This is a genomic window from Streptococcus sp. 20925_1_22 (genome assembly GCF_041431685.1).
Taxonomy (GTDB): domain Bacteria; phylum Bacillota; class Bacilli; order Lactobacillales; family Streptococcaceae; genus Streptococcus.
This window is the reverse complement of sequence record NZ_JAPVYE010000001.1, coordinates 74,324-95,851: the sequence shown is the minus strand read 5'-3', so window position 1 is coordinate 95,851 and position 21,528 is coordinate 74,324. Positions and strand designations below refer to the sequence as shown.

Below are 21,528 nucleotides of genomic sequence, written 5' to 3'. Positions count from 1 at the left end.
GAATGCTTTTTAACATTCATTCATTTCAGCTTCTAAGTAAAGGAATTTCCTCTATTTGGAAAAAATTCCCTTAACAAAATATTTCACTAAAGTCTCAAGACTATCGAAATAGCCTGAAAATTCCTGTTCTGTGACATGCATGTCTATGTAGTAAATCAAGTCATAAACCTTCATAATTTCAGCTATTTTCTCCTTCGAAAAACCCTCTTCCTGCAAGCGCTGGCTGAAGGTCTGAATCAGAAACTGATGAAAGGCATTGGATGCTCGGCCGGAATCCTGATTATAGTAATCGTGCAGAATCTGAGAAATGCCCGGCTTGTTCCACTCAGCTAGAATTTTATTGGGCGAAATCAACTCAAAAGTGACTGCAAAAAGTTGTTCAACGATTGCCTCGGGCTCGTCCTGCCAGTCCACACGTCGCATGGTTTCCTCACGTATACGGCTATTTTCAGCTATATAAACCTCCAAGAAGATGGCTTCCTTGGACTCATAATACTTGTAAAAGGATCCGACAGCCATCTGGCTTCTCTTAGCAATATCAGAAATTCCAGCTGCCTTATAGCCTTTTTCTGCAAAGACTTCTCTAGCCGCAGCCAGGAGCTCATTTTTTTTATCCATTTCCACGCCTCTTTTGTGAATGAATTTATTTTTATGTTCATTCATATTTTAACACAATCTTGCCACTTGTCAAGCATTTATGTTATACTATACAAAAAAGATAGTTTGCTAATCAAATTATTTTTTAGATTATATTTTGGAGGTTGAGCTATGCTCAAGGAAAGACGAAACCAGGGTACCATCGCCCTACTGGTAATTTCTCTTATTTTTCTAGTTGTTGCTGCAGTGATGGGCTTTATCCAATACCAAAAAGTCAACACCAAGACTGCCTATGACCGAAATAGCGAGTCTGGATCAGATTCAGCAGTCTATGCTGAAGTGTCATATATTTTCCCAGAGGCCCTGATTGAAGTAGAAGATAATACTCAAGTTTGGCTGGTTGCCTACCAAGACGGATATGTTGGTCTGCAGGCTAAAAAAGGAGACAAGCAGATTGCCCAGCTCTTGGAAAAAGAGAAAAAGGGCGAGCTGGAAAAAAATCCTGTCCGAATCGTTGGCTCCTACGTTAATGCTAACTCCCCTAAAAAAAATCAGGGATATATCTCTAATTATGGCAGCCTCGTTCGCGGTCTCCTAGCAGACAATCCCGAAGTCATCACAGTAATGTCAAGCAGCTCCTATATCTCTATCACTGAATTTGAATCTGACAATCTTGCATTCATGTTCTACATTCTGTTTTTGATTGGACTCTGTGTTTTCTTTGTCACTATGGGAATTATCGGCCGCAAGAAAAATATTGCTGCCTACGAAGAAATCTATGCAGCCTATCCAGAGGCCAAGGACAATCTCAATATCCTGCTTGAGCAAGCGTCTTTCCACGATGATGTGCTGAAAATTGTTGTTTATAAAGACCATCTCATTACCTACTATCGAGGTTTCAAAGCAATTGATCTCAAACAGGTCGTCCATCTTTACCACCATATTCTCACCATGCATCGCGGCTTCGTTGCTTCAAACAGAAACTCAACCTTAGTTGCTGTTCGAAACAATCAAAAGAAATACCAAATGCCTATTAAGAACATTGGTAAAACAACAGATACCAAACTCCAGTCAACCTTTGACTATCTCTACAACCACTTCCCTCATATCAGATTGGGAGTGTAATAGCACATAAAACTCAAGCTAGATTTTCCAGCTTGAGTTTTTTATATAAAAACAGGAGCAGGATACAATCCCAGCTCCATTTTTTTATGATATGCTTGTCAGAACGTTTTTCGGTAGATTACTTGCCTTCTTTTTCCCTTCTGCGCTTGGCCAAGGCACTGTTAATCTTCTTAGTCTTAAGATTTGTATCCAAGTAAAGAAAGAGCCATACAAAGAGATAAATCAGAATAAAATCTAGCCAAAAATGCCAGCTGGCAATTAAAAATCCCCAGTTATTATAGACCATGAAACAGCATACTAGGACTGCGACCGCAGCAAAGCGCAGTAACATCGAGACTAAAAAAGAGAATCGGTCTTCAAGAGTTTTTAAAATTGAACTGACAATCCCAATCAAACCGCTCATCACCATGACACTGATGATATTACTAGTTGTGGGCGGATGTTTTTGAATAGAGAAAGCAAGGGCAATCAGATAGACTGCACTCCCTGTCTGGATGCCCATTAATATAGCGTGTAGACATTTTTTTATACTCATCACTTACCTCCTAGATTCCCAGATATTCCATCAAGAGTTTGACATAACGACGGCTGACTTCGGTCTTGATTTGATTGGTCAGCTTGGCCGTCATATTGCCAGAAAAACTGTCAGACAAAGACTCCAGATGGTCAATATTGATGACAGCATGCCGGGAAACCTGGATAAAGTTCGAGCTGCTAATCCGCTGCTGAAAGCGAGTCAAGGTCTCTGTCGTCTGGTAAATGCCTTCTCTGCTGTAAATCATCAAAGTTGTCTGGTTGATGTCTGCTAGGATAATATCTTCAGTCTTCAGCAAGATAAGCTTATCGTCCGACTTGATAGGCAGGACACCACTTGGCCCAGCCTTGTACTGCTCTAAATAATCTAAGATGGACTTGGCTTCTGCCGCTAACTGGTCTGCCTTGACCACAACCAGCGGATCCTTGGAAGAAATGGTCGGATCTGTTTCAAATTTTGCTTGCAAGAGGAAGCTCCCTATTCACATTCTATTGTAGTTTCAGCCGGCGGATGACAATCAGATTTTGCACTATCCAAATAAGCGCTATTGCAACTAAAACTATTCCAACTATATAGAAAGTTTCTGTCCTTGTCAAGAGCTCCTGCCATTCAATGCGAATTCCCATTGTTTTTTCAAAAGCTGCTCGTGACTGGCTGTTATTGGCAAAAGTATCTGCTAGACTTTCCTTCATGAGAAGCTGTCTGAAAAGAGATGCCATGTAGTTAGAAGGGGTAAGCTTCATCAGGTTTTGTGCCATGTTCGGCAAGTTTCCAATAGGGATATAGGTTCCCACTAGAAAACCAGAGGTCGCTCCGACTACTGTCGCTAATTTCCCCAGACTATCCACTGATTTGAAGCGTTGAACAATCAGAGCATTTATCAGTGTGGCCAAGAGGCTATTTAAGAGCATCAGAAGAACCAGGTAAGAAAGATTTCCCCATTCAAAGGAAATTTTATCCGCCTGCATAAAATAGCTGAGCATAAAGGCAAACATAATGACCTGCATCAAAAATCCGATAATAACAGAGCTGATAAGATAACTAAGCTGCAAGCCCCATGGTCCCAAGTCTGTGATAAAGAGGTCATCTGTCACCTTCCGCTCCCGGTCTTCGACCTGCCGAGAGAAAGCTGCCAATGTGGTTGTTAATGCTGTAACTGCCAACACGCCACCAATCAACCACAAGTCCATCAGCTGGCTGGAATAGCCTCCAGAATTACTTTTCAAAAAAACGATATAAAGCACAAAGGGAATAATGGCTCCGAAGAGGGACAAAATTACCCCACTGCGGTTGCGAAAATAAAGTAAAAAATTGCGTTTAATCAAAGCGAGCATATTAGCGTACCTCTCTTCCTGTCAGTGCCATAAAAGCATCGTCCATGGTTCCGAGTTGGAATTCAAATTGTTCAATATAGGGACCAGCCTGAGCCAATAAGGTCAGAGCTTCTTGAGTCGTTTTAGGGTGGAGGATAAATTCCCCTTCCTTGACTTGCTCCCAAGCGCAGCCTCTGGGCAAACTTTTCTCTAAACCTACTGAGTCTTGACTCAAAATCCGTAAGACATTACGGGCATAGTTTCCCTTAATCTGGTCTGCGGAGCCTTGGGCAATGACCTGACCATGATCTACGATATAGATCTTATCCGCATCATCAGCTTCATTGAGATAGTGGGTTGTCAAGACAATGGTCATCTGCTCTTCTTTCTGAATTTGTTTGAGTAGGCTCCAGATACTCTCCCGAGTCTGAATGTCCAGGCCTGTCGTAGGCTCATCTAGAAAAAGCAGGTCGGGACTGTTGAGCAGGGCTCGAGCAATGTCCACCCGACGCTTTTGGCCGCCAGAAAGTGTCCCATAAGGCTGCTTGGCAAAGGCTGATAAACCTAGCTGAGAGACCAAGCGCTCGATTCTACCTGCCGGCATCTCCTTATACTGCTTGGCTCTGATGGTCAGATTTTCCAAAACTGTCAGCCGAGCGTCCAAGACACTGTTTTGGAAAACCATACCCAGTCTAAGCTTTTCAGCATAGCAAATCTGCCCAGACGTTGGCTTCAAGAGACCTATCAGCATCTGAATAGTTGTCGATTTTCCTGCACCATTAGGGCCTAGAATAGCTGTAAAACTGCCTCTCTCAATCTGAATATTCAGATCATTAACTGCCACCTTATCGCCATAAACCTTGCTAAGATTTTTCGTTTCTACTAACATGATCTTTTCTCCTTTTCTTTACTTCTGAGACTATAATAGCAAGTCTTTTTTGAAAAATCTCAGCTTTTTGGACAAGCGGTAAAATGAGGGAGATGAGAGGTGAAAATCCAGACATCAAAAAATCCCCGACCTCTGGTCAGGGATTTGCTCTTAGCGGGCGACAATCTTGCGGTAGCTGCGTGAAGTCAGAAGAAAGACCAGAATATAGGTCAGGAGGAAGACTCCGCAAGTTGCAAGTGTTGTCTGAATCAAAAGAGGAAGATTAGTCACACCTAGTAGGGCAACTATCAAGCGCAACATATGAAAGACCGCTGCTACATGTAGAAAAGCAAAGATGAGAGGTAGGAAGAAAACAGTCAAAATCTGCTTACGAATGGTACTTCTAGTCTGCTTTTCATCTAAACCAACTTTTTGCAAGATGATAAAGCCATCTCGGTCTTCATAGCCTTCAGAGATTTGCTTATAGTAAATCACGAGAACGGCTCCTAGAAGGAAGATAACGGAGAGGAAGACACCTATGAAGAGCAAGGTTCCAGTAAGTTCTTGATAGCTCTTTTCTGCACTATAACGGTCACTAGCCATTGCAAAGCTACCATCTTGAGCTTGTTCCTGATCCAAAGTGTCCCTCAACCCCAATTGGACTTGCTCGACAAACTTTTTACTGCCCTTAGTCTCTGAAGCAACTCCAATGTAGTAGTAATGTTCCACATCGAGATTAACATCTTTGCTATCATTGACCACCATATAGAGTCCCTGTTCCATGGTCACATCGTTTGGATTAGGGATTTCCCCATGCGTGAAATTCGACGATAAAAGCTGCTTAATCTTCCAGTCCTTACCATTCACTCGGAGAGGCTTGTCCTTATTTAAGGAAATATTTTTCCCGTAAACTAAGGTTTCATCATCTGCTAAGTCTATCTTTTCCCCTGTCATTTTTTCATAATCCTGGCGATTGATGACTGTAATCGTGCCAGCAGACTTTGTCAAGATACTTGTATCCGACTCCAGCTCTCTTTGCATTGGAACTGTCACATCATTACCAGTCAGTTTCGTAATGAAGGCTGATTGGTAGAGATAGGTAGTATAGCTTGGCTTCTTCAGACCTGAGTCCTGAGCTACTTGCTGGACCTTGTCCAACAGAGCCTCCTTCTGATCGGTCGATTTCGGCAAGACGATACTGACATTATAATCCTTTGGATGCAAGGTAGTAATATAATCCTGACCCCCAACATAGATATTTATTGTACCAACCAGAGTCACTAAGAGCATGGTAGATAGAATGGAGATAGTTGCCAATCCTGCTGCATTTTTACGCATCCGCGAGATGAGATTGGAAACAGAAATGAAATTCTGCGTTTTGTAGTAGTAGCCTTTGCGCTTTTTGAGAAATTGCAATAGCGTAATCGAACCTGCATTAAAAAGCAGATAGGTTGCGATGATAACCATAACCACAGCTATAAAGAAATTGCCGATAGCAGCGACAGGCTTGGTAACGGTCAAAGCCATATAATAAGCCACACCCATGAGCAGGAGCCCCAGCAAGGTTTGCAGAAAAAGGAAGCGTCCCTTCTTCTCGCCTGCTTTCTTTTCTTTCATTAGATTAAGAGAGCTATAGCGTAGAAGACGCGTAGAGTTGAGCAACAAAATCACCGCAAAAGCAATACCCAGACTGGCTAGAGTCATCAAAACATTCTGCCATTGGAAGGTCGAGGCAAGAACTGCCGGCATTCCCATCAATTTCAAAAGGACTGCGTAGAGCATCTTATCTAAAGCTAGGCCAGACAAGATACCCAGACCGACTGTAACCAGATAAAAGACACAGAGTTCAAAGAAGGTCATGACTAGCAGATGCTTTTTCTCCATGCCCAGCAGACTATAGACTCCCAACTCTCGGGAGCGGTTTTTCATGACGAAGCTATTAGCATAGGTAATGAGGATAAGGACGGCAATCTGAATGACATGGATGCCAAACTGCAAGGTCATGCGAGCAGCTGCACCGCCATAAGAGGTCTCCATATTGGGGCTATAAGCTAGTGAGACAAAACTATACAAAATCGCTGTTGCCAGTACCGTCGCCAAAGCAAATGGATAATACAAACTGCGATTTTTAACTAGATTTGACAAAGCCAGTTTACTCGTTAGTTTGAACATAATTGCCCACCTCACTTGCCATAACAGTCAGAGTATCGGAAATCTCTTGGAACATCTGCCGCTCGGTCTTGTCACCACGGAAGATTTGGTTGTAGAGAATCCCATCCTTGATAAAGAGCACCCGCTTGGCCCGGCTAGCCGCTGCAGTTGAGTGGGTCACCATGAGAATGGTTTGACCGCGGGCATTAATGTCGTCAAAGACATCTAACAGGGCTGCCGAAGATTTGGAATCCAAGGCTCCCGTCGGCTCGTCCGCCAGCAGAATCTCAGGGTCTGTGATAATTGCCCGAGCTACTGCAACCCGTTGCTTCTGGCCACCGGAAATCTCATAAGGAAACTTCTCTTGCAGCTTGTTAATCCCCAGCTCGTTGCAGGTCGTAACCAGCTTTTGCATCATCTCGGTAATGGGACGACGAGAGAGGACCAGAGGCAGTAGAATATTATCCTTGACCGACAGGGTATCCAACAGATTGAAATCCTGAAAGACAAAGCCTAATTTCTCCCGGCGGAAGCTGGAAGCCTGACTGTTTTTGATGGTTGCTGTGTCAGTTCCATTAAGAAAGACGCGGCCCTCAGTTGGCTTGTCCAGCATGGCCAGGATGTTGAGCAGGGTGGATTTCCCGGAGCCTGACTCCCCCATGATGGCGACATATTCACCTTTTTCTACCGTAAAGTGAATGTCCTTCAGTGCCTCTACTTGACTACCCTGAAAGCGGGTTTTATAAATTTTTTTCACGTGCTGTACGTCTAATAATGTCATCTTGTTTCCTTTCTGTCTAGCAGGCACCTATCAAAGCCCTGCTTTTAGCAGTATTTATGAACTGCCTCCTAATTGATAAGTCTATTTTATCTCAATACCAACCGCCCTGCCATAACCTAAGCTTACATTTTAAAGTGCAATCTTACACTTTTGTAAGATGAGATGGGCTTTATTTTACCCAAAAGGCAATCAAAGCAATTAGCCAAAGGTGGGCTGGATAGAAAATATAGAAGAAATATTTGCTCCACTTGCTGCTGGATCCTCGCTCACCATTGTAGAAGTGCAAGAGAGGAAGAACACTGATAAAGAGCCAGTCTGAATTATAGAGCAACATCGATAGCGTGTCCTGCAAGGTTGGATAAATTTGAATACTCATGGCAAAGAGAACTCCCGCCCAAACTACATAGGACAAGTTTCTGAAAAAGACTTGGTTTCTAAAAAGGTAGGTCAAGAGCATGAAAGGAAGCAGAGCCATGCCACCTTCGCTAAAGAGAAGCCCAGCCAGCAAAACTAATACTCCTGCTGCTATCCGCAAGCCACGCTTCCTATCCTTAGCAGCTCCGCCATTTTCAGAAAAGCCAAAGAAAAGACTCAGCATGAGGACCCCGCAGGCCAAGGTCAGGAAGATGTTGTGAGTGAGGTAAATGCCCTTCTCCTGAAAGAGAAGCGTCAGGATACAGTTTCCTGTTTGCATCAGGGCTGCCCAAAAGAAGAGCCGCATATTGTAAGCCAGGCGGTTGCGAGTGTGGAGAAAGCCTTCCACTGCCATGAAGGCAAATGCTACTCCGACACAGCGGGTTAGGGCATGCAAGACGCCATCCCAGCCATCCGGCACCAGCCCCGGTATCTGGCTGATATGGTCAAAAACCATAAGAAATGCCATAAAGAGCTTCAACTGAAAAGCATTCAAACCTTTTGATTTCATTTTTCTGTCTCCTTCTTATTTCTTACCTATATGATAATAAAAAAGAAAGGCTGGTACCATAACCTAACCTTTCATTTGCTAGTTTTATTCTTACAATTTTGTCACTTTTAAAAATCTTGCAAAGCATCTACCTAAATAGCACAAAACCTAGTGGCTTTTATGAAAACTTTCTTCCGTCCGCAACTGTTCTAAAAAGGCTTTGACTGCTTGTCTGTCTGCTTCCGTTCCAGAACCCTCTATGTTACGAATATGGCGGAGACCATACTGCTCCACTATCTTATCCGTTGCCCCGCAAAAGGTCCGCGGATAACGCTTCTGATTGCCATTGATGACAAAGCCTTTGATTAGATGTCTGTACTTTCTGATGAAGCGCTTGGTCGTCCACGGAATCTGCCCTGCTCCGCTATTTCTGCTGACTAAAATACAGGGTTCCTCCAGCTTTTTCCAGACTGACTGGCTAGGCAGTTCCAGACTATTAGCAAACTTCTTGCCCAAACCAGTCAGGCTATCATAAACCACTACTAGCAACTTTCTTCCTCCTATTCAAAAATCAATTTCTTCTCAGGAAAGGCGATGGAAACCGTCGTTCCCTGACCCACTTGAGAGTCTATAGCAATCTTGTGTCCCAGCTGGTCAGCAATTTTCTTGGACAGATAAAGACCTAAGCCTGACGATTGCTGGGTCAGACGACCGTTGTAGCCTGAGAAACCACGCTCAAAAACCCGCAGCAAATCAGCATTTTGAATCCCCAGACCCGTGTCCTTAATGTAGAGGCTGCCCTCGTGAAAATAAATCTCTATACTGCCTTCTTTGGTGTATTTAAGACTATTGGACAGGACCTGCTCCAAAATCACTAGAAACCACTTTTTATCAGTGACAACCGTGTAGTCTAGATCATGAAGATTAAGACTGAGTCCTTGCTGAATAAAGAAAAGAGCGTATTTCTTGACAACTTCTCTGACCAAATCAGCAAGATTTTCCTGCTTCAGAACTAGATCGTCATGGAAGCTTTCCAGACGGAGGTACTGGAGCACCAGATGAACGTAGGATTCGATCTTGAAGAGCTCCTGCTCCAGCTGAGACTTGGCTTCCTTATCTTTCAAGTCTCCAATCAAGAGTGAACTGGCTGCAATGGGTGTCTTGACTTGATGAACCCAAAGAGTATAGTAGTCCAGCAAATCATTGTATTTTTCCTGCTCAACCAAGAGCTGATTCTTCTGTTCATACTCCAACTCTTCCACTCTTTCCTGCAAAAGCTTTTCTAGAGGAGTCTGCGCCTGAGCAGAGGCTTGCAGCTTCTGGCTGCGATAACCCTTATAGGCCGTCCAAGCATCTGCTCCGATAAACAAGAAAGACAGAAAAGCCAGCAAGAGCGCAACGTATTCCAGCAGACTGCGGTAAGCATCAAAGACAAAGGCAAAGAGCAGAATAAAGCCTAGCAGCAAAATCAGCAGAGCTAGAAAAAATCGCCGTGAATAAAGGTAAAATCTAAGAAAGAAAAATTTATCCTGTGTGTCCATTGATGAGACCGTATCCTATTCCTTTTTTGGTTTCGATGAAATTCTTCAGTCCGTGCTCTTCAAGCTTTTTACGCAGGCGAGCAACATTGACCGATAGGGTATTATCGTCGATGAAAAAGTCACTGTTCCAGAGTTCCTTCATCAGATCATCACGCGCCACGATACCATCAGCGTGCTCGAAGAGAACCCGTAAAATCTGAAATTCATTCTTAGTCAAGGTCACAACTTGCCCATCAAAGACCAGATCTGTCGACTTGAGATTGAGAATGACACCTTGGTGCTCCAAGAGACTCTGATCGTTTCCGAACTCATAGGAACGGCGCAGCAAGCCCTGAACTTTAGCCAGAAAGACATTATTGTCAAAAGGCTTGGTCACATAGTCATCTGCCCCCATATTGATAGCCATGACAATGTCCATGGACTGATCACGGGAAGACAGAAACATGATAGGCACCGTTGAAATCTTACGGATTTCCTGACACCAATGATAGCCGTTAAACAAGGGCAGGCCGATATCCATCAGTACCAAATGCGGCTCCTCTCGGACAAAGACAGTCAGCACATCCATAAAGTCCTCAACTGCAACTACCTGAAAGCCCCATTGTTCCAGCATTTTCTTAACCATCTGACGAATGACTGGATCATCTTCTACTAGTAAAATCTTATGCATCTTTCCCTCCCGATTTCTTGCTAGTAACATTATACCAAAAAATGCGCTTGCTTGTTTATCATCCTCAGTCTAAGGTAGGATTTTTCTGGAAAAGAGAAATTCTATCAGAAAAATATGCTATACTAACTAGTAGAAATTGGAGATATAATATGAGCAATATTTTTACTTACCTTGAAGAAGTCCAGCATGACAGCATTTATGATAAACCTTTCAATGAACTGGATCTGCTAATTCTGACAGAGCTAACCTACTTGCCTTTTGACCAGTTGGTACATGAAGATATGTCCCCTTACTGTGACTGCCGGCTGCTGGATTTGGCCAATCAAGTACCGCGCGACCTCTCCATGATGGTCAGCAAGAATCGGCTGAAACTGCTAGATTTGGCCGCAGCCTCTACCCGCTTTAAAAATCTAAAACTGATGGGCTATGTCAATGACGTTGACCAAGATATCCAGAAGCAATTCGCTGCCTTGATTTTCAAAATCAAGCCTGATACCTATGTTCTGGTCTTTCGCGGTACGGACGACTCCATTGTCGGCTGGAAGGAAGACTTCCACATGACCTATATGGATCAGATCCCTGCTCAGAAAATGGCCGCCCGCTACCTGCAGAAGGCCTTAGAAAATCTGCCCGGTAACTTTATCCTAACCGGCCATTCCAAAGGAGGAAACCTGGCTTCTTATGCAGCCAGTCAGATGGAAGCATCGCTTCAAGACCGTATTAAAGCCATCTACAGCTATGACTCTCCCGGTCTCAATCACTCTGTCATCGAAAGCGATGGCTATCAGGCTTTGGTTGAAAGGATGAAACGCTACCTGCCTCAGAACTCCATCGTCGGCATGATGCTGGAAACACCTAAGGAAGCTAGGATTGTCAAAAGCAGTGCCATCGGCGGCTTTGCCCAGCACGATACCTTTTCGTGGAAAACCAAGGGAGACTCTTTCCTATTGCTGGATACACTAGATGCAGAGAGCCTGCAGATAGACAAAACGTTTAAAAATTGGGTGAGCACCGTTTCAGATGAAGAACTTAAAGACTTTTTCGACCTCTTTTTCGGACTGATTTTGGATGCTGGTATCCAGTCTGTCGACGAACTTTCCAATGTTGAAAACTTTAACAAAGTCCTCGATATCTTGAAAAATGCTAAGTCTCTAACAGACCAAGAACGTGACATGCTGCTGCGCTTGTCCAAGCTCTTGCTGGATATGCGTGTCCAAAGCTGGAAAGACTCCATTAGCTTGCCTAACCCTTCTTCTATTGGCAAGGATATACGAGAAAACCTATCACGCTGGAGTAAGCAGTTGCCTTTCGGCCAGTCTGAGACTGACAAAAAGGAAGACACTGCCGCAGAGGTTCAAGAGTAAAATCACAAATCTCTTCTATGGCTTGGCTAACGGAAGACTTGACCTATCCATACAAAAAACAAAACAAGCGCTTATCTTGACAGCTTGTTTTTTCTTTGTTAGAATGTAACAAATTAATTTACAACTAAGTAGTGATAAAAATCAGAAAGGAAACCATCATGAAATCTATCAAAGGAATCGCCCTTATTGCTGTTAGCATAATCCTGACCATCTATGCTTGGGCTTCAGCTGGAATGACCAACTTTATTGTACCCGGTTTGGCCTTAACAACCCTTTCGCTGACCTTTTTACTTGCGACTCGGAACGCACTTTTGGAAAAATGGTTCCATGGCATCGAAAAGATGTATGCTTATCATAAGTTTACAGCTATCTTTTCCGTCGTCCTGCTTGCTCTCCACAATGTTGCTATGGGTGGCAGTCTCTGGGGCTCTCATCTGGCAGCTCAGCTTGGGAACGTCGGCATCTATCTATTTGTCAGCATTGTTCTGGTGGCCTATCTTGGCAAGCACATCAAATATGAGGCTTGGCGCTGGATTCACCGCTTTGTCTATTTGGCCTATATCTTTGGTCTCTTCCACGCCTATATGCTGATGGGCGGTCGACTCCTAACACCGACCTTACTAGGCTTCGTAGTCGGATTCTACGCTATCATAGGTTTAGCTTCTGGCTTTTACATCATCTTCCTCTATCAAAGTTTGGCCTTTCGCCATCTGGGGAAAATCCTGCAGGTCAAACGACTGAACCACGATACCGTGGAGCTGAAGATTCAGCTCAGTCAAAAGCTAGACTACCAGTACGGTCAGTTTGCCTTCGTCAAGATTTTCCAAGAAGGATTTGAAAAAGCGCCGCATCCCTTCTCTATCTCTGGTGGTCATGACAATATCGTCTACTTTACTATTAAGAACTCTGGCGATCACACTAAGAAACTGTATGACAAGATCCAAGAGGGAACCAAGGTCACCATTGACCGAGCTTATGGACACATGATTCTTGACCAAGGGCAGGAAAAACAAATCTGGATTGCTGGTGGGATTGGTATTACCCCCTTCATTTCCTATATCCGAGAAAATCCTAATCTGAATCGTCCAGTCAGCTTCTACTATGCTTACACTGGAGCTGAAAATGCTGTTTACCTAGACCTACTCAAAGACTACGCTGCCAAGAATCCGCAGTTTGACCTTCATTTGGTCGATAGCAAGGTCTCCGGCTATTTGGACTTCAAGAATTATCCTCTGGACAACCAAACCACCGTCTTCATGTGCGGACCTGTCAAGATGATGGATAAACTAGCCAACGAATTTAAAAAGACCAATCCTAAAGCAGATCTGGTCTATGAAGGTTTTAAATTTAAATAAAGAGTATAAAATATCAGGAACAACAATAAGGTTGCTCCTGATATTTTATTGTCTAGTAATGGATGGAGCTGAATCAAGATACAGATTGGGAGGTCTGCCTGATTCGTAAAAATCTTCTCCAGAGAATAAGGACTAATTTCAATCATCAATCTTACTGATTTTTAGGCATATTTGAAACAAACAGATAAGACATTTTCAAAACATTTACCAGTTTATCACGTTTCTCTTTTAAGTTTTGCAGGAACGGATCCCGTACTTCTGCTGGAACTTCTAAATCATCTGAACCATACTGAGATAATTGATCACTAAGAGTCTGTTTTGATTCCTCAAAAGCTTTCAAACCTGCTTCCGCTTCTTTGTCAAAATCTGCTCTTTCAGACTCAGGGAGTTTTTCTCTAATTTCTCCACTATATTTGATGTAATTATCCGCAAGCTTATTATAGACGGTTTTCAAGTCACCAATTGTTGTTGCGTTAGCGATTTCTTCGTCTGTAACCAAGACAAAGTCAGGTGTTTCTAAATTGGCACTTGAAGAAGTACTTGAGCTGCTTGAGTTACTTTCTTTACTACTTGATTTTGAAGACTTTTTAACTGAGCTAGAAGTAGCCTTGCTTTATGAAGATTTAGAAGTAACGGATGAATGATTATTTGAACATGCTGCTAAGGTAACTGCTGCTAAAAGAGCCACGCTGGCTGAAAAAATTTTTTTCATTTTTGTCTCCTTAAATAAAAAGTAAATTTATTATAGAATAAAAATAAAGTGCTGTCAAAAATCCGACTATTTTTTAAAGAAATCAAAAATTCCCATTTTTTCCTCCTTAAATTAATTTGAAAACTTTATGGCACAAGAAACAAGTAATGGCTTTTATGATAAAAGGGTATATATTTTATCGTTTTTCGATATATTTTTCTTGAAATACAATAAAAAATAGATTATAATAAGAATAAAAGGAAAAGAAAATCTACTGCCGGCTGATTTTCGATAGAGGTAAGCATCATGAAAAAGATTGAATTAAAAAATAACTCTTTGCTCAAAGATATCGTTACTCTACTGAATCTTATCATAGTGGGTTATGCTGCTATTCTAGTGTTTCTTACTATCCTAAGTGTGATTTCTTACACCGGTCTTTCCGACAGGTTGGGAATAAAGCTCAATGTTCAATTTCTGCCCTCAGTTGATTTTTCAAATTTGTGGAGTATTCTAGCCTTTGTTATAAATCTTCTCACAGCTTCTTTGACTATTTATCTCATCTATCTTGCTCGTAATTTCATCAAAAATTTGATTGGTGGAAAGATTTTTGATTCATCAAACACGCAACTAGCTGATAAGGCATGGAAAGTCTTTTTGGCTCTGACCTTTCTTTCCGTTAAGGTTGCAGCATCAGGCAATCCCATCACCCTCCCCTTCTCTTTTAACGCCAGTGTGAGCTTTACACCTCTCTTGGGTGCTCTGATTATTTGGCTGATGATGAAAATTCTGGAAAAGGGGATTGATATAGCTGAAGAGAATGAATTTACCATCTAGGAGGCTGCTATCATGATTATCGTTAATCTTGATGTCCAGCTGGCCAAGAAAAAGATGAAACTGGGAGAACTGGCCGATATCATCGGTATCACCAACGCCAATCTTTCCATTCTCAAAACGGGCAAGGCTAAGGCTATCCGCTTTAGCACCCTCAATGCTATCTGTCAGGCCCTTGATTGCCAGCCTGGAGACATCCTAGAATTTACAGATGATGAAGAATAAAACAACTCCCGTCTTAGCCGATTCCATTCAGCTAGGAGGGGAGTTTTTATTTGCCTATTCAATCATTTGTGTTTCGGCTAGTTTCTTATACCAGTGAGCGGATTTCTTCGGATAGCGTTCCTGCGTTTCGAAGTCTACGTAGAATAAGCCGTAACGCTTTTCATAACCGTTAGACCAAGAAAAGACATCCATCAGAGACCAGATAAAGTAGCCCTTGACATTAGCCCCGTCCGCAATCGCATCGGATAAGACTTCCAGATGCTGCTTGACGTAGTCGATCCGAGCATCGTCGTAAACCGTATTGTCCACAAATTCATCCTTATAACCCAGACCATTTTCTGTGATATAAATCTTCTTGTAGTTGGGATAATCTTTCTTAATCCGCATGATTTGGTCATAGAGACCTTGCGGATAGATAATCCAATCCCAATCAGTTTTCGGAATATGGGTTGGAGATTCTCTGCGCCCTACTCCCTTAATCTGGTACTTGGAGCTTCCCTTTTCGCCTTTTCCGTTATGGATAATTTCTGTTTCACCGTCAAAGTCGCGCATCCAATCACTCATATAGTAGTTGATGCCAAGGAAGTCATTGAGGTCTTTAGCCGCTTCTAGAGCTGCAAAGTCTTCATCTCGCAGATCCAGCTGACCACCATTGACCTTAAGGATATGATTCACTCCTGCCAGAGTTACATCTGAATAGTGCCCCAGATAAGTCGCATCTAGGATAAACTTGTTATGAATAATATCTTCCAACTCTGCCGCTCTGACATCTGCTGGATTTTCTGGATCGTAAGGATATTTTGTCGGAAGTGCATGAACGACACCGATTTCACCCTTGTATCCCTTGTCCTTATAGAGCTTAACGGCACGGGCATGGGAGACCATCATGTTGTGATGGGATTGAAAAACCTTGGCCAAGTCATACTGAATCCCCGGCGGGAATTTTCCAACTAAGTACTGACCATCACCAATAGGACCAATTTCGTTGAAAGTTGTCCAATAGCTAACTTCTGGAAATTCTTCAAAACAGAAAGCCGCATAGTCCACAAAGTGCTCAATATTTTCCCGATTGAGGAAATCGCCATTTGAATGAAGGGCCTCTGGTGTATCAAAGTGGTGAAGGGTCACAAAAGGTTCTACATGACGCTTGTGGCATTCTGCGAAAAGATTATGGTAAAATTCCACACCTTTTGGATTGACCTCGCCATAGCCTGTCGGAAAAATCCGTGACCAAGCGATGGAAATCCGAATCCCATTGACACCATATTCTTCAGCCAATTTCAGATCCACTGGGTATTTGTGGTAAAAGTCACTGGCAGGCTCCGCCGTGTACCAGTAGTTATCCTCTAGGTATTTATCCCAGGCAACAGGTCCTTTTCCATCTGTGTGGGTTGCTCCCTCAGCTTGATAGGCTGCTGTTGCGCCGCCGAAAATAAAATCTTTAGGTAAGCTTTTTGTCATCTTATTTTCCTTTCAATAGCCTTTGAGGTGAAACAAGTAAGTAAATAGATAGGTAACAGGGGAATTGAACTTTGCTTCACCTCAAATGGACTAACAATTTAGTTGTTAAATTGCTCCTGAACGAAGGCTAGCGCTCCTTTGCCATCACGGGTGAGTTTGATGTATTGGCCGCCTTCAGTCTTAGCCAGTTTGATACCTAATTTATCTGTTTCAGCCTTCATGTCTTCAAAGTTGGAGGCAACTTGAGGAGCCAGGATAACCAGGTCAAACTCAGGCAGCATTTCACGGTGAGCACCGTAGCCGCCAGCTGCTGCTTTGACAGGAACATTGTATTCAGCTGCTGCTTTATTCAAAGCGTTGGCCAGCAATCCGCTAGTACCACCACCTGCACAGAGCACCAGAACATTGGTTTCTTCGCTAATATTGTTTTGAGTTGGAGCTTCTTCGTCCACTCCTGCTTTTTCAAGGATAGCGTCTGCTTTAGCAGTATTAAAGTTAGCTGCTACTTTTTCTTTAAGAGCATCGTTAGCTTTGCCAGAACGTTCTTCTTCTAGGATTTGTTCGTCATAAACCTTGACGAATGGATAGTAAATAATCACATCTACTACGACAAGGAGGGCTGCTAGTACAAAGGACAGAAGCTGGAAGTTCGTACCCAGCACAATTCCCAGAGGTCCAGGTGTCACCCAAGGAAGGTTGGCTGAGAAGGAGTTCATGTTCAAAGTATCAACAAAGAATTTGAAAATCCATACGTTTGCGATAGGTGCAAAGATAAATGGAATGAAGAAAATCGGATTCAGTACGATTGGAGCACCAAAGAGAATGGGCTCATTAACACCAAAGAAAGTTGGGACAACAGATGCCCGTCCAATTGCACGGTTACGCTCGGACTTACAGATCCACATGAAGAGGAATGGAACAATCAAGGTCGCACCAGTTCCACCCATGGTAACGATGAACATTTGCGTACCAGAAGTGATAACCTTATCCGCATGCTGACCAGCTTGAACCAGAGCCAAGTTAGCATCGATATTAGCATAAGTAATGGCAGCAATGGCAGGCTCAACGATAGACGGACCGTGAATTCCCACGAACCAGAAGAAAGCATAAGCACCAAAGATAAGCGTGATTCCTAGATAGCCATCTGCCGCTGAAAAGAGTGGAGCAAGAAGCGTTCCAATGGATTCCGCAACGGTTACTCCTAGACTTGCTTTAACAAGCAGTTCCAAACCGTAGAGCAGAACGACTGAGACAGTAAATGGAATCAAGTCTTTAAATACTTGGGAAATATTTGGTGGAACTTCTTCTGGCATGCGGATGGTGACATTATTTTTCACACAAACCTTGTAGACATTAACCGTAACAAAGGCTGCGATGAAAGCTGTCAAAAGACCTTTGGTTCCCATGAAGGCTGTCAGGAAGCCACCTTCCTTGGCAGGCTCAGCCGCCATGAGGAGGAAGCCGACCATAGAAGCCAGCATAGTAGACAAGAAGTTAATCTGATTTGTCGCAGGCAGGTCGCGGTTGACAGAATCTGTTAAAGCCTTTGCAGTGGTCCCACCCACAAAGAAAGCCAGAATTCCCATCGAATAGCTATAAGGAGTCATAAGGAAAGTTTCAATATCCTTAGACCAGTGGAAGCCCCAAGCATTTGGCACATAGGCAATCAAGATAAAGATAGATGAGAAAAGGATAACTGGCATACCAGCGATAAAGCCATCCCGAATAGCACGAAGATAAATATTCCGAGAAATCTTCTCAAAGAAAGGCTTCCCTTTCTCAATTAGTCCGATGAGTTTGTTCATTATTTTACTCCTCTTTTGTATAGTTCAATCAAATGGTGCATCATGTCTTTTAGCAAGATAGTAGTCATTAAGTGATCCTGGCCGTGCATCATGGTCACACTGTAAGCCAAGTCCTCGCCAGCCGCTTCTTTTGTCAAGAGACTTGTCTGAGCATGATGAGCTTCAGCGATGCAGCTATTGGCTTCTTCCACCAAGGCATCTGCCTTAGCAAAATCCCCAGCTTCTGCTGCTTTCAAAGCTTCTAAGAGCTTGGAGCGAGCGTCACCAGCGTAGGCCACAATTTCAAAACCGAGCAATGTTACTTCTTCTCTATTCATGAGAGATCCTCCTTGTATTCTTATGTAAAATTTTATTATTATTTGCTATTATAAAAGGCGTTGAATATGCAGCACCAGGTAGACCCGTTCGCTGCGGTAGAGATCAATTCCCGTCTTCTGGGCAATGATGTGGTAAATATCACTTCCGACCTGATAGGCTTGAGGATAGGTCATCTGGATCTGACTTTCCATTTCCAGCAGGGAAACATTGTCATCACGACTTCGGTCCAGATAGTCTAAAAAATAGTTCAGGTGAATCATAAAACGGTCATAAAAGTTGCTGTTTTCTGCACTTCTTTTAATACCATTTTTCTTCAGCTCTGCCTCAACAGCAGCCAAAATATCTTTTCGCCTGCCCAAGTGACTCTGACTTTCAGGATCCGTTTCCCCTTCAGCATTGATAAAGTGATAGGCAATGCGATTGACCTCGTCGCTAGGGAAATGATCCAACAACCGCTCACGGTATATGGCTACTGCTTCCTGGGCAATCTGATAAGGGACAGGGTATTTGTCCGAAGCATCCGGCAGATCACTTTCCTTGTATCGCCCCTGCTGCAGAGCCTGATATGAACAGTAGATGTGATCCGTCAGCGTGACATAGATATACTCCTGGACAGGGTAATCATACTTCTTAGAAAGGGTGTCAATCACATCATAAGTCACTGTGATAAAGTCCAGTGGAACATCTTTGAGCAAGGCCACAAAGTTTTCTTTAGACTCTTCCGTTCTTAGGCGAAAGATTTTCTCAATCTTACTTTCCAGAACGATATCACCCTTCTTTTTATTAAAAGCTATGCCACTGCCAATCAGAACAACCTCTTCACCATTTGCATGTTTGGCTAGAGCGACATTGTTGTTCATAGGATGTATGATTCGATACATATCTCCTCCTCTTCATTTTCTAGGGTTCTGGCAAAACAAAAAGACCACAAACAAACCGAGGCTATATCTTCCCTCAATTTATTTGCGGTCACGCCTAATCCAACTTAGTAACGCTCACCCTATTCAATTTCTGATTTCATTATAGCATATCAGTCGCAGAATGTAAACCCTTACTTTATTTATTTTTTAACAAATTTTAGGCTCTTTCTTTCCAAGAGGTAGCTGTTTTTTGAAGAACCTTGTTGAGCTCATCAATATTTTCAAATCCTGTTGTACGAAGCCACTTGCGAGCTGCTTCTTCACCTTGCTCAATGTAGTCTTTGACACTGCCAGCCCAAGTCGCACGTCCGCAAAGAACGCCGTTGAAGTTAGCACCTGACTCATGAGCGAATACAAGTGTTTCTTGGAAGAGTTTCGCTGATACACCAGCACTCAAGTAGATGTATGGCAGGTTGGTCGCCTCATCTTGTTCCTTGAAGAAGGCAGCAGCTTGTTCTTTAGTATGCACTACTTCACCATCGCCAAAGCCTTCAACGTATTTAACGTTGACTGGAACTTCCACTTTCAAGACATCAATGTTGAAACGTGAATCAGAGAAGACCTTCATGGCACCGATAACCTTGTGAGGCTTGACTTTAGCATACTCAGCGCTGGAAGCATCCGCAATCTTTTCATCGTAAGCCAAGATTTCAAGGAAGAAAGGAATATCTTCTGCCACACACTCTGACCCCACACGCTCGATATAAGCCTGCTTTTGCTGGTTGAGTTCTTCAGAGCTGTCTACATCATAGTAAAGAAGGAATTTCACCGCATCCGCACCTTGTTCTTTGATGCGTTTTACAGACCAAACATCCAGACAGTCTGGCAGGCGCTTGGTGCTTGAAGTATCATAGCCTGTCTTTTCATAGGCCAATAGCAAGCCAGCATTCTTGTCCAAAGCCTTAGTAGCAGGCAGTCCATACTCAGGATCCAGAAGCATAGATGAAGCATAAGGAGTTAGCTCTTCTGCAACCAAAACTTTCAGTTCTTCCATTTGAGCTACTGTTGGTTCTACTTCCTGGTGTTGAGCCATAAGGCGTTTCAAAGCACCACGTTGGTCAAATGCCAAGGCAGAAATGATGCCATTCTCGTCAGAAAGTTTTTCCATGTACTTGCGTTTTTGTTCTGTTAATACCATTCTTTATACCTCTTTTACTGTGATTTGATTATATAAATTATCATAATTGTAGACATTGACATGTCCAGTCATTTTTTCTTGGGCATTGAGCATGCCGAGAACGTTAGCTTTTTTGAGCAGAGAGACATCATCTTCTTGATGACTCAAGGCTGAAGAGATCCCTGCAACAGTTGAGTCGCCAGAGCCAACTGGATTGACCACTTGGATTTTAGGAATATCTACTTTATAGAAAGTGTCCCAGTGTTTGGCAAAAGCTCCGTCTGCACCAAGAGATACGATGATCCACTCGATTCCATCAAAGAACGGTTCTGAAAGGACAGGTTTTAACTCATCCAAATCTTTGGAAACTTCGTGCCCCAATAACTGAGAAAGTTCCTCATTATTAGGCTTGATAACAGTTGGTTTGACATCTGATTTGAGCACAGCTTCCAGAGCTGCCCCAGAGCAATCCAGCACCACCTTATTGCCAGCTTGATTAGCCATTTCAATCAGCTGGACATAGTATTCTGTTGGCAAGCCCGCTGGCAGACTGCCCGAGATACTGACAACATCCGCCTCAGCCATCAAAGACCGGAAGCGCTCTTTGAAATCCCTCGCCTCATCTGCTGTAATAGTCGGACCGGCTTCCAGGATTTCTGTTTGCTTGCCTTCGTGTAAGATAGCAATACAGTTTCTCGTATCTCCCGAAATGTTATAAAAGCATTGTCTAACATTAGGATGAAGGTTTTGTAATAAGAACTCTCCATTAGTCCCACCAATCAGGCCCGTCGCAGCAACATTGTCTCCAATTTCTGCCAAGACCCTGGTTACGTTGAGACCCTTTCCGCCTGCTGTTTTACTGACTTCTGCAACACGATTAACAGTATCTATTTTCAATTCTCCTAAGGGATAGGAAATATCGATAGAAGGATTCATGGTCACTGTAAGAATCATCT

At 43.0% G+C, this 21,528-nt stretch carries 22 protein-coding genes and 1 pseudogene; 5 read left to right on the top strand and 18 right to left on the bottom strand.

The window, feature by feature from the left end:
* Positions 1-51 precede the first annotated feature (51 nt).
* On the bottom strand, positions 52-663 hold the full coding sequence (locus O3621_RS00500; RefSeq protein ID WP_004185925.1) for a TetR/AcrR family transcriptional regulator: 612 nt from the start codon (positions 661-663) through the stop codon (positions 52-54).
* Between the two features lie 105 nt (positions 664-768).
* On the opposite strand from O3621_RS00500, the gene O3621_RS00495 reads away from it, so the two are divergent.
* Positions 769-1,722, top strand: a complete 954-nt coding sequence (locus O3621_RS00495) for a hypothetical protein (RefSeq protein ID WP_004185924.1) — start codon at positions 769-771, stop codon at positions 1,720-1,722.
* Between the two features lie 118 nt (positions 1,723-1,840).
* Here O3621_RS00495 and O3621_RS00490 read toward each other — a convergent pair whose 3' ends face one another.
* From O3621_RS00490 to O3621_RS00445, 10 genes are all read right to left on the bottom strand, one after another.
* Positions 1,841-2,257, bottom strand: coding sequence for a DUF3021 domain-containing protein (locus O3621_RS00490; RefSeq protein ID WP_004185921.1), 417 nt, complete (start codon positions 2,255-2,257; stop codon positions 1,841-1,843).
* A gap of 10 nt (positions 2,258-2,267) precedes the next feature.
* Entirely contained in the window at positions 2,268-2,723 is a 456-nt protein-coding gene (locus O3621_RS00485) for a LytTR family DNA-binding domain-containing protein (RefSeq protein ID WP_004185919.1), read from the bottom strand.
* 22 nt (positions 2,724-2,745) lie between these two features.
* The gene (locus O3621_RS00480) at positions 2,746-3,591 is read right to left on the bottom strand and encodes an ABC transporter permease (protein WP_004185916.1); all 846 of its coding nucleotides are present in this window, start codon (positions 3,589-3,591) and stop codon (positions 2,746-2,748) included.
* A gap of 1 nt (position 3,592) precedes the next feature.
* Positions 3,593-4,459 (bottom strand): ABC transporter ATP-binding protein, encoded by an 867-nt coding sequence (locus O3621_RS00475; protein WP_314450295.1) that lies wholly within the window; start codon positions 4,457-4,459, stop codon positions 3,593-3,595.
* 150 nt (positions 4,460-4,609) lie between these two features.
* Positions 4,610-6,610, bottom strand: a complete 2,001-nt coding sequence (locus tag O3621_RS00470; RefSeq protein WP_311154522.1) for an ABC transporter permease — start codon at positions 6,608-6,610, stop codon at positions 4,610-4,612.
* Positions 6,591-7,370 carry an ABC transporter ATP-binding protein gene (locus tag O3621_RS00465; protein ID WP_002899832.1) on the bottom strand — a complete coding sequence of 260 codons (780 nt, stop codon included), beginning with the start codon at positions 7,368-7,370 and terminating at the stop codon, positions 6,591-6,593. The genes O3621_RS00470 and O3621_RS00465 overlap by 20 nt, the downstream gene beginning before the upstream one ends.
* Positions 7,371-7,539: 169 nt before the next feature.
* Positions 7,540-8,295: a TraX family protein gene (locus O3621_RS00460; RefSeq protein ID WP_314449395.1), complete on the bottom strand. Its 756-nt coding sequence runs from the start codon at positions 8,293-8,295 to the stop codon at positions 7,540-7,542.
* Positions 8,296-8,442: 147 nt separating this feature from the next.
* Positions 8,443-8,823 carry a class Ib ribonucleoside-diphosphate reductase assembly flavoprotein NrdI gene (locus tag O3621_RS00455; RefSeq protein ID WP_314449393.1) on the bottom strand — a complete coding sequence of 127 codons (381 nt, stop codon included), beginning with the start codon at positions 8,821-8,823 and terminating at the stop codon, positions 8,443-8,445.
* Between the two features lie 11 nt (positions 8,824-8,834).
* On the bottom strand, positions 8,835-9,815 hold the full coding sequence (locus O3621_RS00450) for a sensor histidine kinase (RefSeq protein ID WP_314449390.1): 981 nt from the start codon (positions 9,813-9,815) through the stop codon (positions 8,835-8,837).
* Complete coding sequence (locus tag O3621_RS00445) at positions 9,799-10,485, bottom strand: response regulator transcription factor (protein ID WP_314449388.1); 687 nt, start codon at positions 10,483-10,485, stop codon at positions 9,799-9,801. Before O3621_RS00445 ends, O3621_RS00450 begins: the two co-directional genes overlap by 17 nt.
* A 41-nt stretch (positions 10,486-10,526) precedes the next feature.
* On the opposite strand from O3621_RS00445, the gene O3621_RS00440 reads away from it, so the two are divergent.
* Together O3621_RS00440 and O3621_RS00435 are read left to right on the top strand one after the other, a co-directional pair.
* Positions 10,527-11,849 carry a DUF2974 domain-containing protein gene (locus O3621_RS00440; protein WP_314449386.1) on the top strand — a complete coding sequence of 441 codons (1,323 nt, stop codon included), beginning with the start codon at positions 10,527-10,529 and terminating at the stop codon, positions 11,847-11,849.
* 158 nt (positions 11,850-12,007) lie between these two features.
* The gene (locus O3621_RS00435; protein ID WP_314449384.1) at positions 12,008-13,204 is read left to right on the top strand and encodes a ferric reductase-like transmembrane domain-containing protein; all 1,197 of its coding nucleotides are present in this window, start codon (positions 12,008-12,010) and stop codon (positions 13,202-13,204) included.
* A gap of 151 nt (positions 13,205-13,355) precedes the next feature.
* Here the strand turns inward: O3621_RS00435 and O3621_RS00430 are convergent.
* A pseudogene (locus O3621_RS00430) lies at positions 13,356-13,916 on the bottom strand (hypothetical protein).
* Positions 13,917-14,201: 285 nt separating this feature from the next.
* Here O3621_RS00430 and O3621_RS00425 point away from each other — a divergent pair.
* Both O3621_RS00425 and O3621_RS00420 read left to right on the top strand, forming a co-directional pair.
* On the top strand, positions 14,202-14,729 hold the full coding sequence (locus O3621_RS00425; protein WP_314449383.1) for a DUF2975 domain-containing protein: 528 nt from the start codon (positions 14,202-14,204) through the stop codon (positions 14,727-14,729).
* A gap of 12 nt (positions 14,730-14,741) precedes the next feature.
* Positions 14,742-14,951 (top strand): helix-turn-helix transcriptional regulator, encoded by a 210-nt coding sequence (locus tag O3621_RS00420; protein ID WP_002894739.1) that lies wholly within the window; start codon positions 14,742-14,744, stop codon positions 14,949-14,951.
* 54 nt (positions 14,952-15,005) lie between these two features.
* On the opposite strand, the gene lacG is transcribed toward O3621_RS00420, so the two are convergent.
* The 6 genes from lacG to O3621_RS00390 form a co-directional block, all read right to left on the bottom strand.
* The gene (lacG, locus tag O3621_RS00415; RefSeq protein ID WP_314449381.1) at positions 15,006-16,412 is read right to left on the bottom strand and encodes a 6-phospho-beta-galactosidase; all 1,407 of its coding nucleotides are present in this window, start codon (positions 16,410-16,412) and stop codon (positions 15,006-15,008) included.
* A gap of 98 nt (positions 16,413-16,510) precedes the next feature.
* Positions 16,511-18,217, bottom strand: coding sequence for a lactose-specific PTS transporter subunit EIIC (locus O3621_RS00410; protein WP_268689068.1), 1,707 nt, complete (start codon positions 18,215-18,217; stop codon positions 16,511-16,513).
* A complete protein-coding gene (locus tag O3621_RS00405) occupies positions 18,217-18,534 on the bottom strand; it encodes a PTS lactose/cellobiose transporter subunit IIA (protein ID WP_009754858.1) in 318 nt (105 codons plus the stop codon). Before O3621_RS00405 ends, O3621_RS00410 begins: the two co-directional genes overlap by 1 nt.
* A gap of 48 nt (positions 18,535-18,582) precedes the next feature.
* The gene (locus tag O3621_RS00400) at positions 18,583-19,416 is read right to left on the bottom strand and encodes a PRD domain-containing protein (RefSeq protein ID WP_314449373.1); all 834 of its coding nucleotides are present in this window, start codon (positions 19,414-19,416) and stop codon (positions 18,583-18,585) included.
* 196 nt (positions 19,417-19,612) lie between these two features.
* Positions 19,613-20,593, bottom strand: coding sequence for a tagatose-bisphosphate aldolase (lacD, locus tag O3621_RS00395; RefSeq protein WP_125341004.1), 981 nt, complete (start codon positions 20,591-20,593; stop codon positions 19,613-19,615).
* Between the two features lie 3 nt (positions 20,594-20,596).
* Positions 20,597-21,526 carry a tagatose-6-phosphate kinase gene (locus O3621_RS00390; protein WP_125341005.1) on the bottom strand — a complete coding sequence of 310 codons (930 nt, stop codon included), beginning with the start codon at positions 21,524-21,526 and terminating at the stop codon, positions 20,597-20,599.
* Positions 21,527-21,528: the final 2 nt, after the last annotated feature.

Bases quoted from the DNA above. Each gene is read 5' to 3' on its own strand.
- O3621_RS00500 (WP_004185925.1), bottom strand. From the start codon at position 663: ATGAATGAACATAAAAATAAATTCATTCACAAAAGAGGCGTGGAAATG.
- O3621_RS00495 (WP_004185924.1), top strand. From the start codon at position 769: ATGCTCAAGGAAAGACGAAACCAGGGTACCATCGCCCTACTGGTAATT.
- O3621_RS00490 (WP_004185921.1), bottom strand. From the start codon at position 2,257: ATGAGTATAAAAAAATGTCTACACGCTATATTAATGGGCATCCAGACA.
- O3621_RS00480 (WP_004185916.1), bottom strand. From the start codon at position 3,591: ATGCTCGCTTTGATTAAACGCAATTTTTTACTTTATTTTCGCAACCGC.
- O3621_RS00475 (WP_314450295.1), bottom strand. From the start codon at position 4,459: ATGTTAGTAGAAACGAAAAATCTTAGCAAGGTTTATGGCGATAAGGTG.
- O3621_RS00470 (WP_311154522.1), bottom strand. From the start codon at position 6,610: ATGTTCAAACTAACGAGTAAACTGGCTTTGTCAAATCTAGTTAAAAAT.
- O3621_RS00465 (WP_002899832.1), bottom strand. From the start codon at position 7,370: ATGACATTATTAGACGTACAGCACGTGAAAAAAATTTATAAAACCCGC.
- O3621_RS00460 (WP_314449395.1), bottom strand. From the start codon at position 8,295: ATGAAATCAAAAGGTTTGAATGCTTTTCAGTTGAAGCTCTTTATGGCA.
- O3621_RS00450 (WP_314449390.1), bottom strand. From the start codon at position 9,815: ATGGACACACAGGATAAATTTTTCTTTCTTAGATTTTACCTTTATTCA.
- O3621_RS00445 (WP_314449388.1), bottom strand. From the start codon at position 10,485: ATGCATAAGATTTTACTAGTAGAAGATGATCCAGTCATTCGTCAGATG.
- O3621_RS00440 (WP_314449386.1), top strand. From the start codon at position 10,527: ATGCGCTTGCTTGTTTATCATCCTCAGTCTAAGGTAGGATTTTTCTGG.
- O3621_RS00435 (WP_314449384.1), top strand. From the start codon at position 12,008: ATGAAATCTATCAAAGGAATCGCCCTTATTGCTGTTAGCATAATCCTG.
- O3621_RS00425 (WP_314449383.1), top strand. From the start codon at position 14,202: ATGAAAAAGATTGAATTAAAAAATAACTCTTTGCTCAAAGATATCGTT.
- O3621_RS00420 (WP_002894739.1), top strand. From the start codon at position 14,742: ATGATTATCGTTAATCTTGATGTCCAGCTGGCCAAGAAAAAGATGAAA.
- lacG (WP_314449381.1), bottom strand. From the start codon at position 16,412: ATGACAAAAAGCTTACCTAAAGATTTTATTTTCGGCGGCGCAACAGCA.
- O3621_RS00410 (WP_268689068.1), bottom strand. From the start codon at position 18,217: ATGAACAAACTCATCGGACTAATTGAGAAAGGGAAGCCTTTCTTTGAG.
- O3621_RS00405 (WP_009754858.1), bottom strand. From the start codon at position 18,534: ATGAATAGAGAAGAAGTAACATTGCTCGGTTTTGAAATTGTGGCCTAC.
- O3621_RS00400 (WP_314449373.1), bottom strand. From the start codon at position 19,416: ATGTATCGAATCATACATCCTATGAACAACAATGTCGCTCTAGCCAAA.
- lacD (WP_125341004.1), bottom strand. From the start codon at position 20,593: ATGGTATTAACAGAACAAAAACGCAAGTACATGGAAAAACTTTCTGAC.
- O3621_RS00390 (WP_125341005.1), bottom strand. From the start codon at position 21,526: ATGATTCTTACAGTGACCATGAATCCTTCTATCGATATTTCCTATCCC.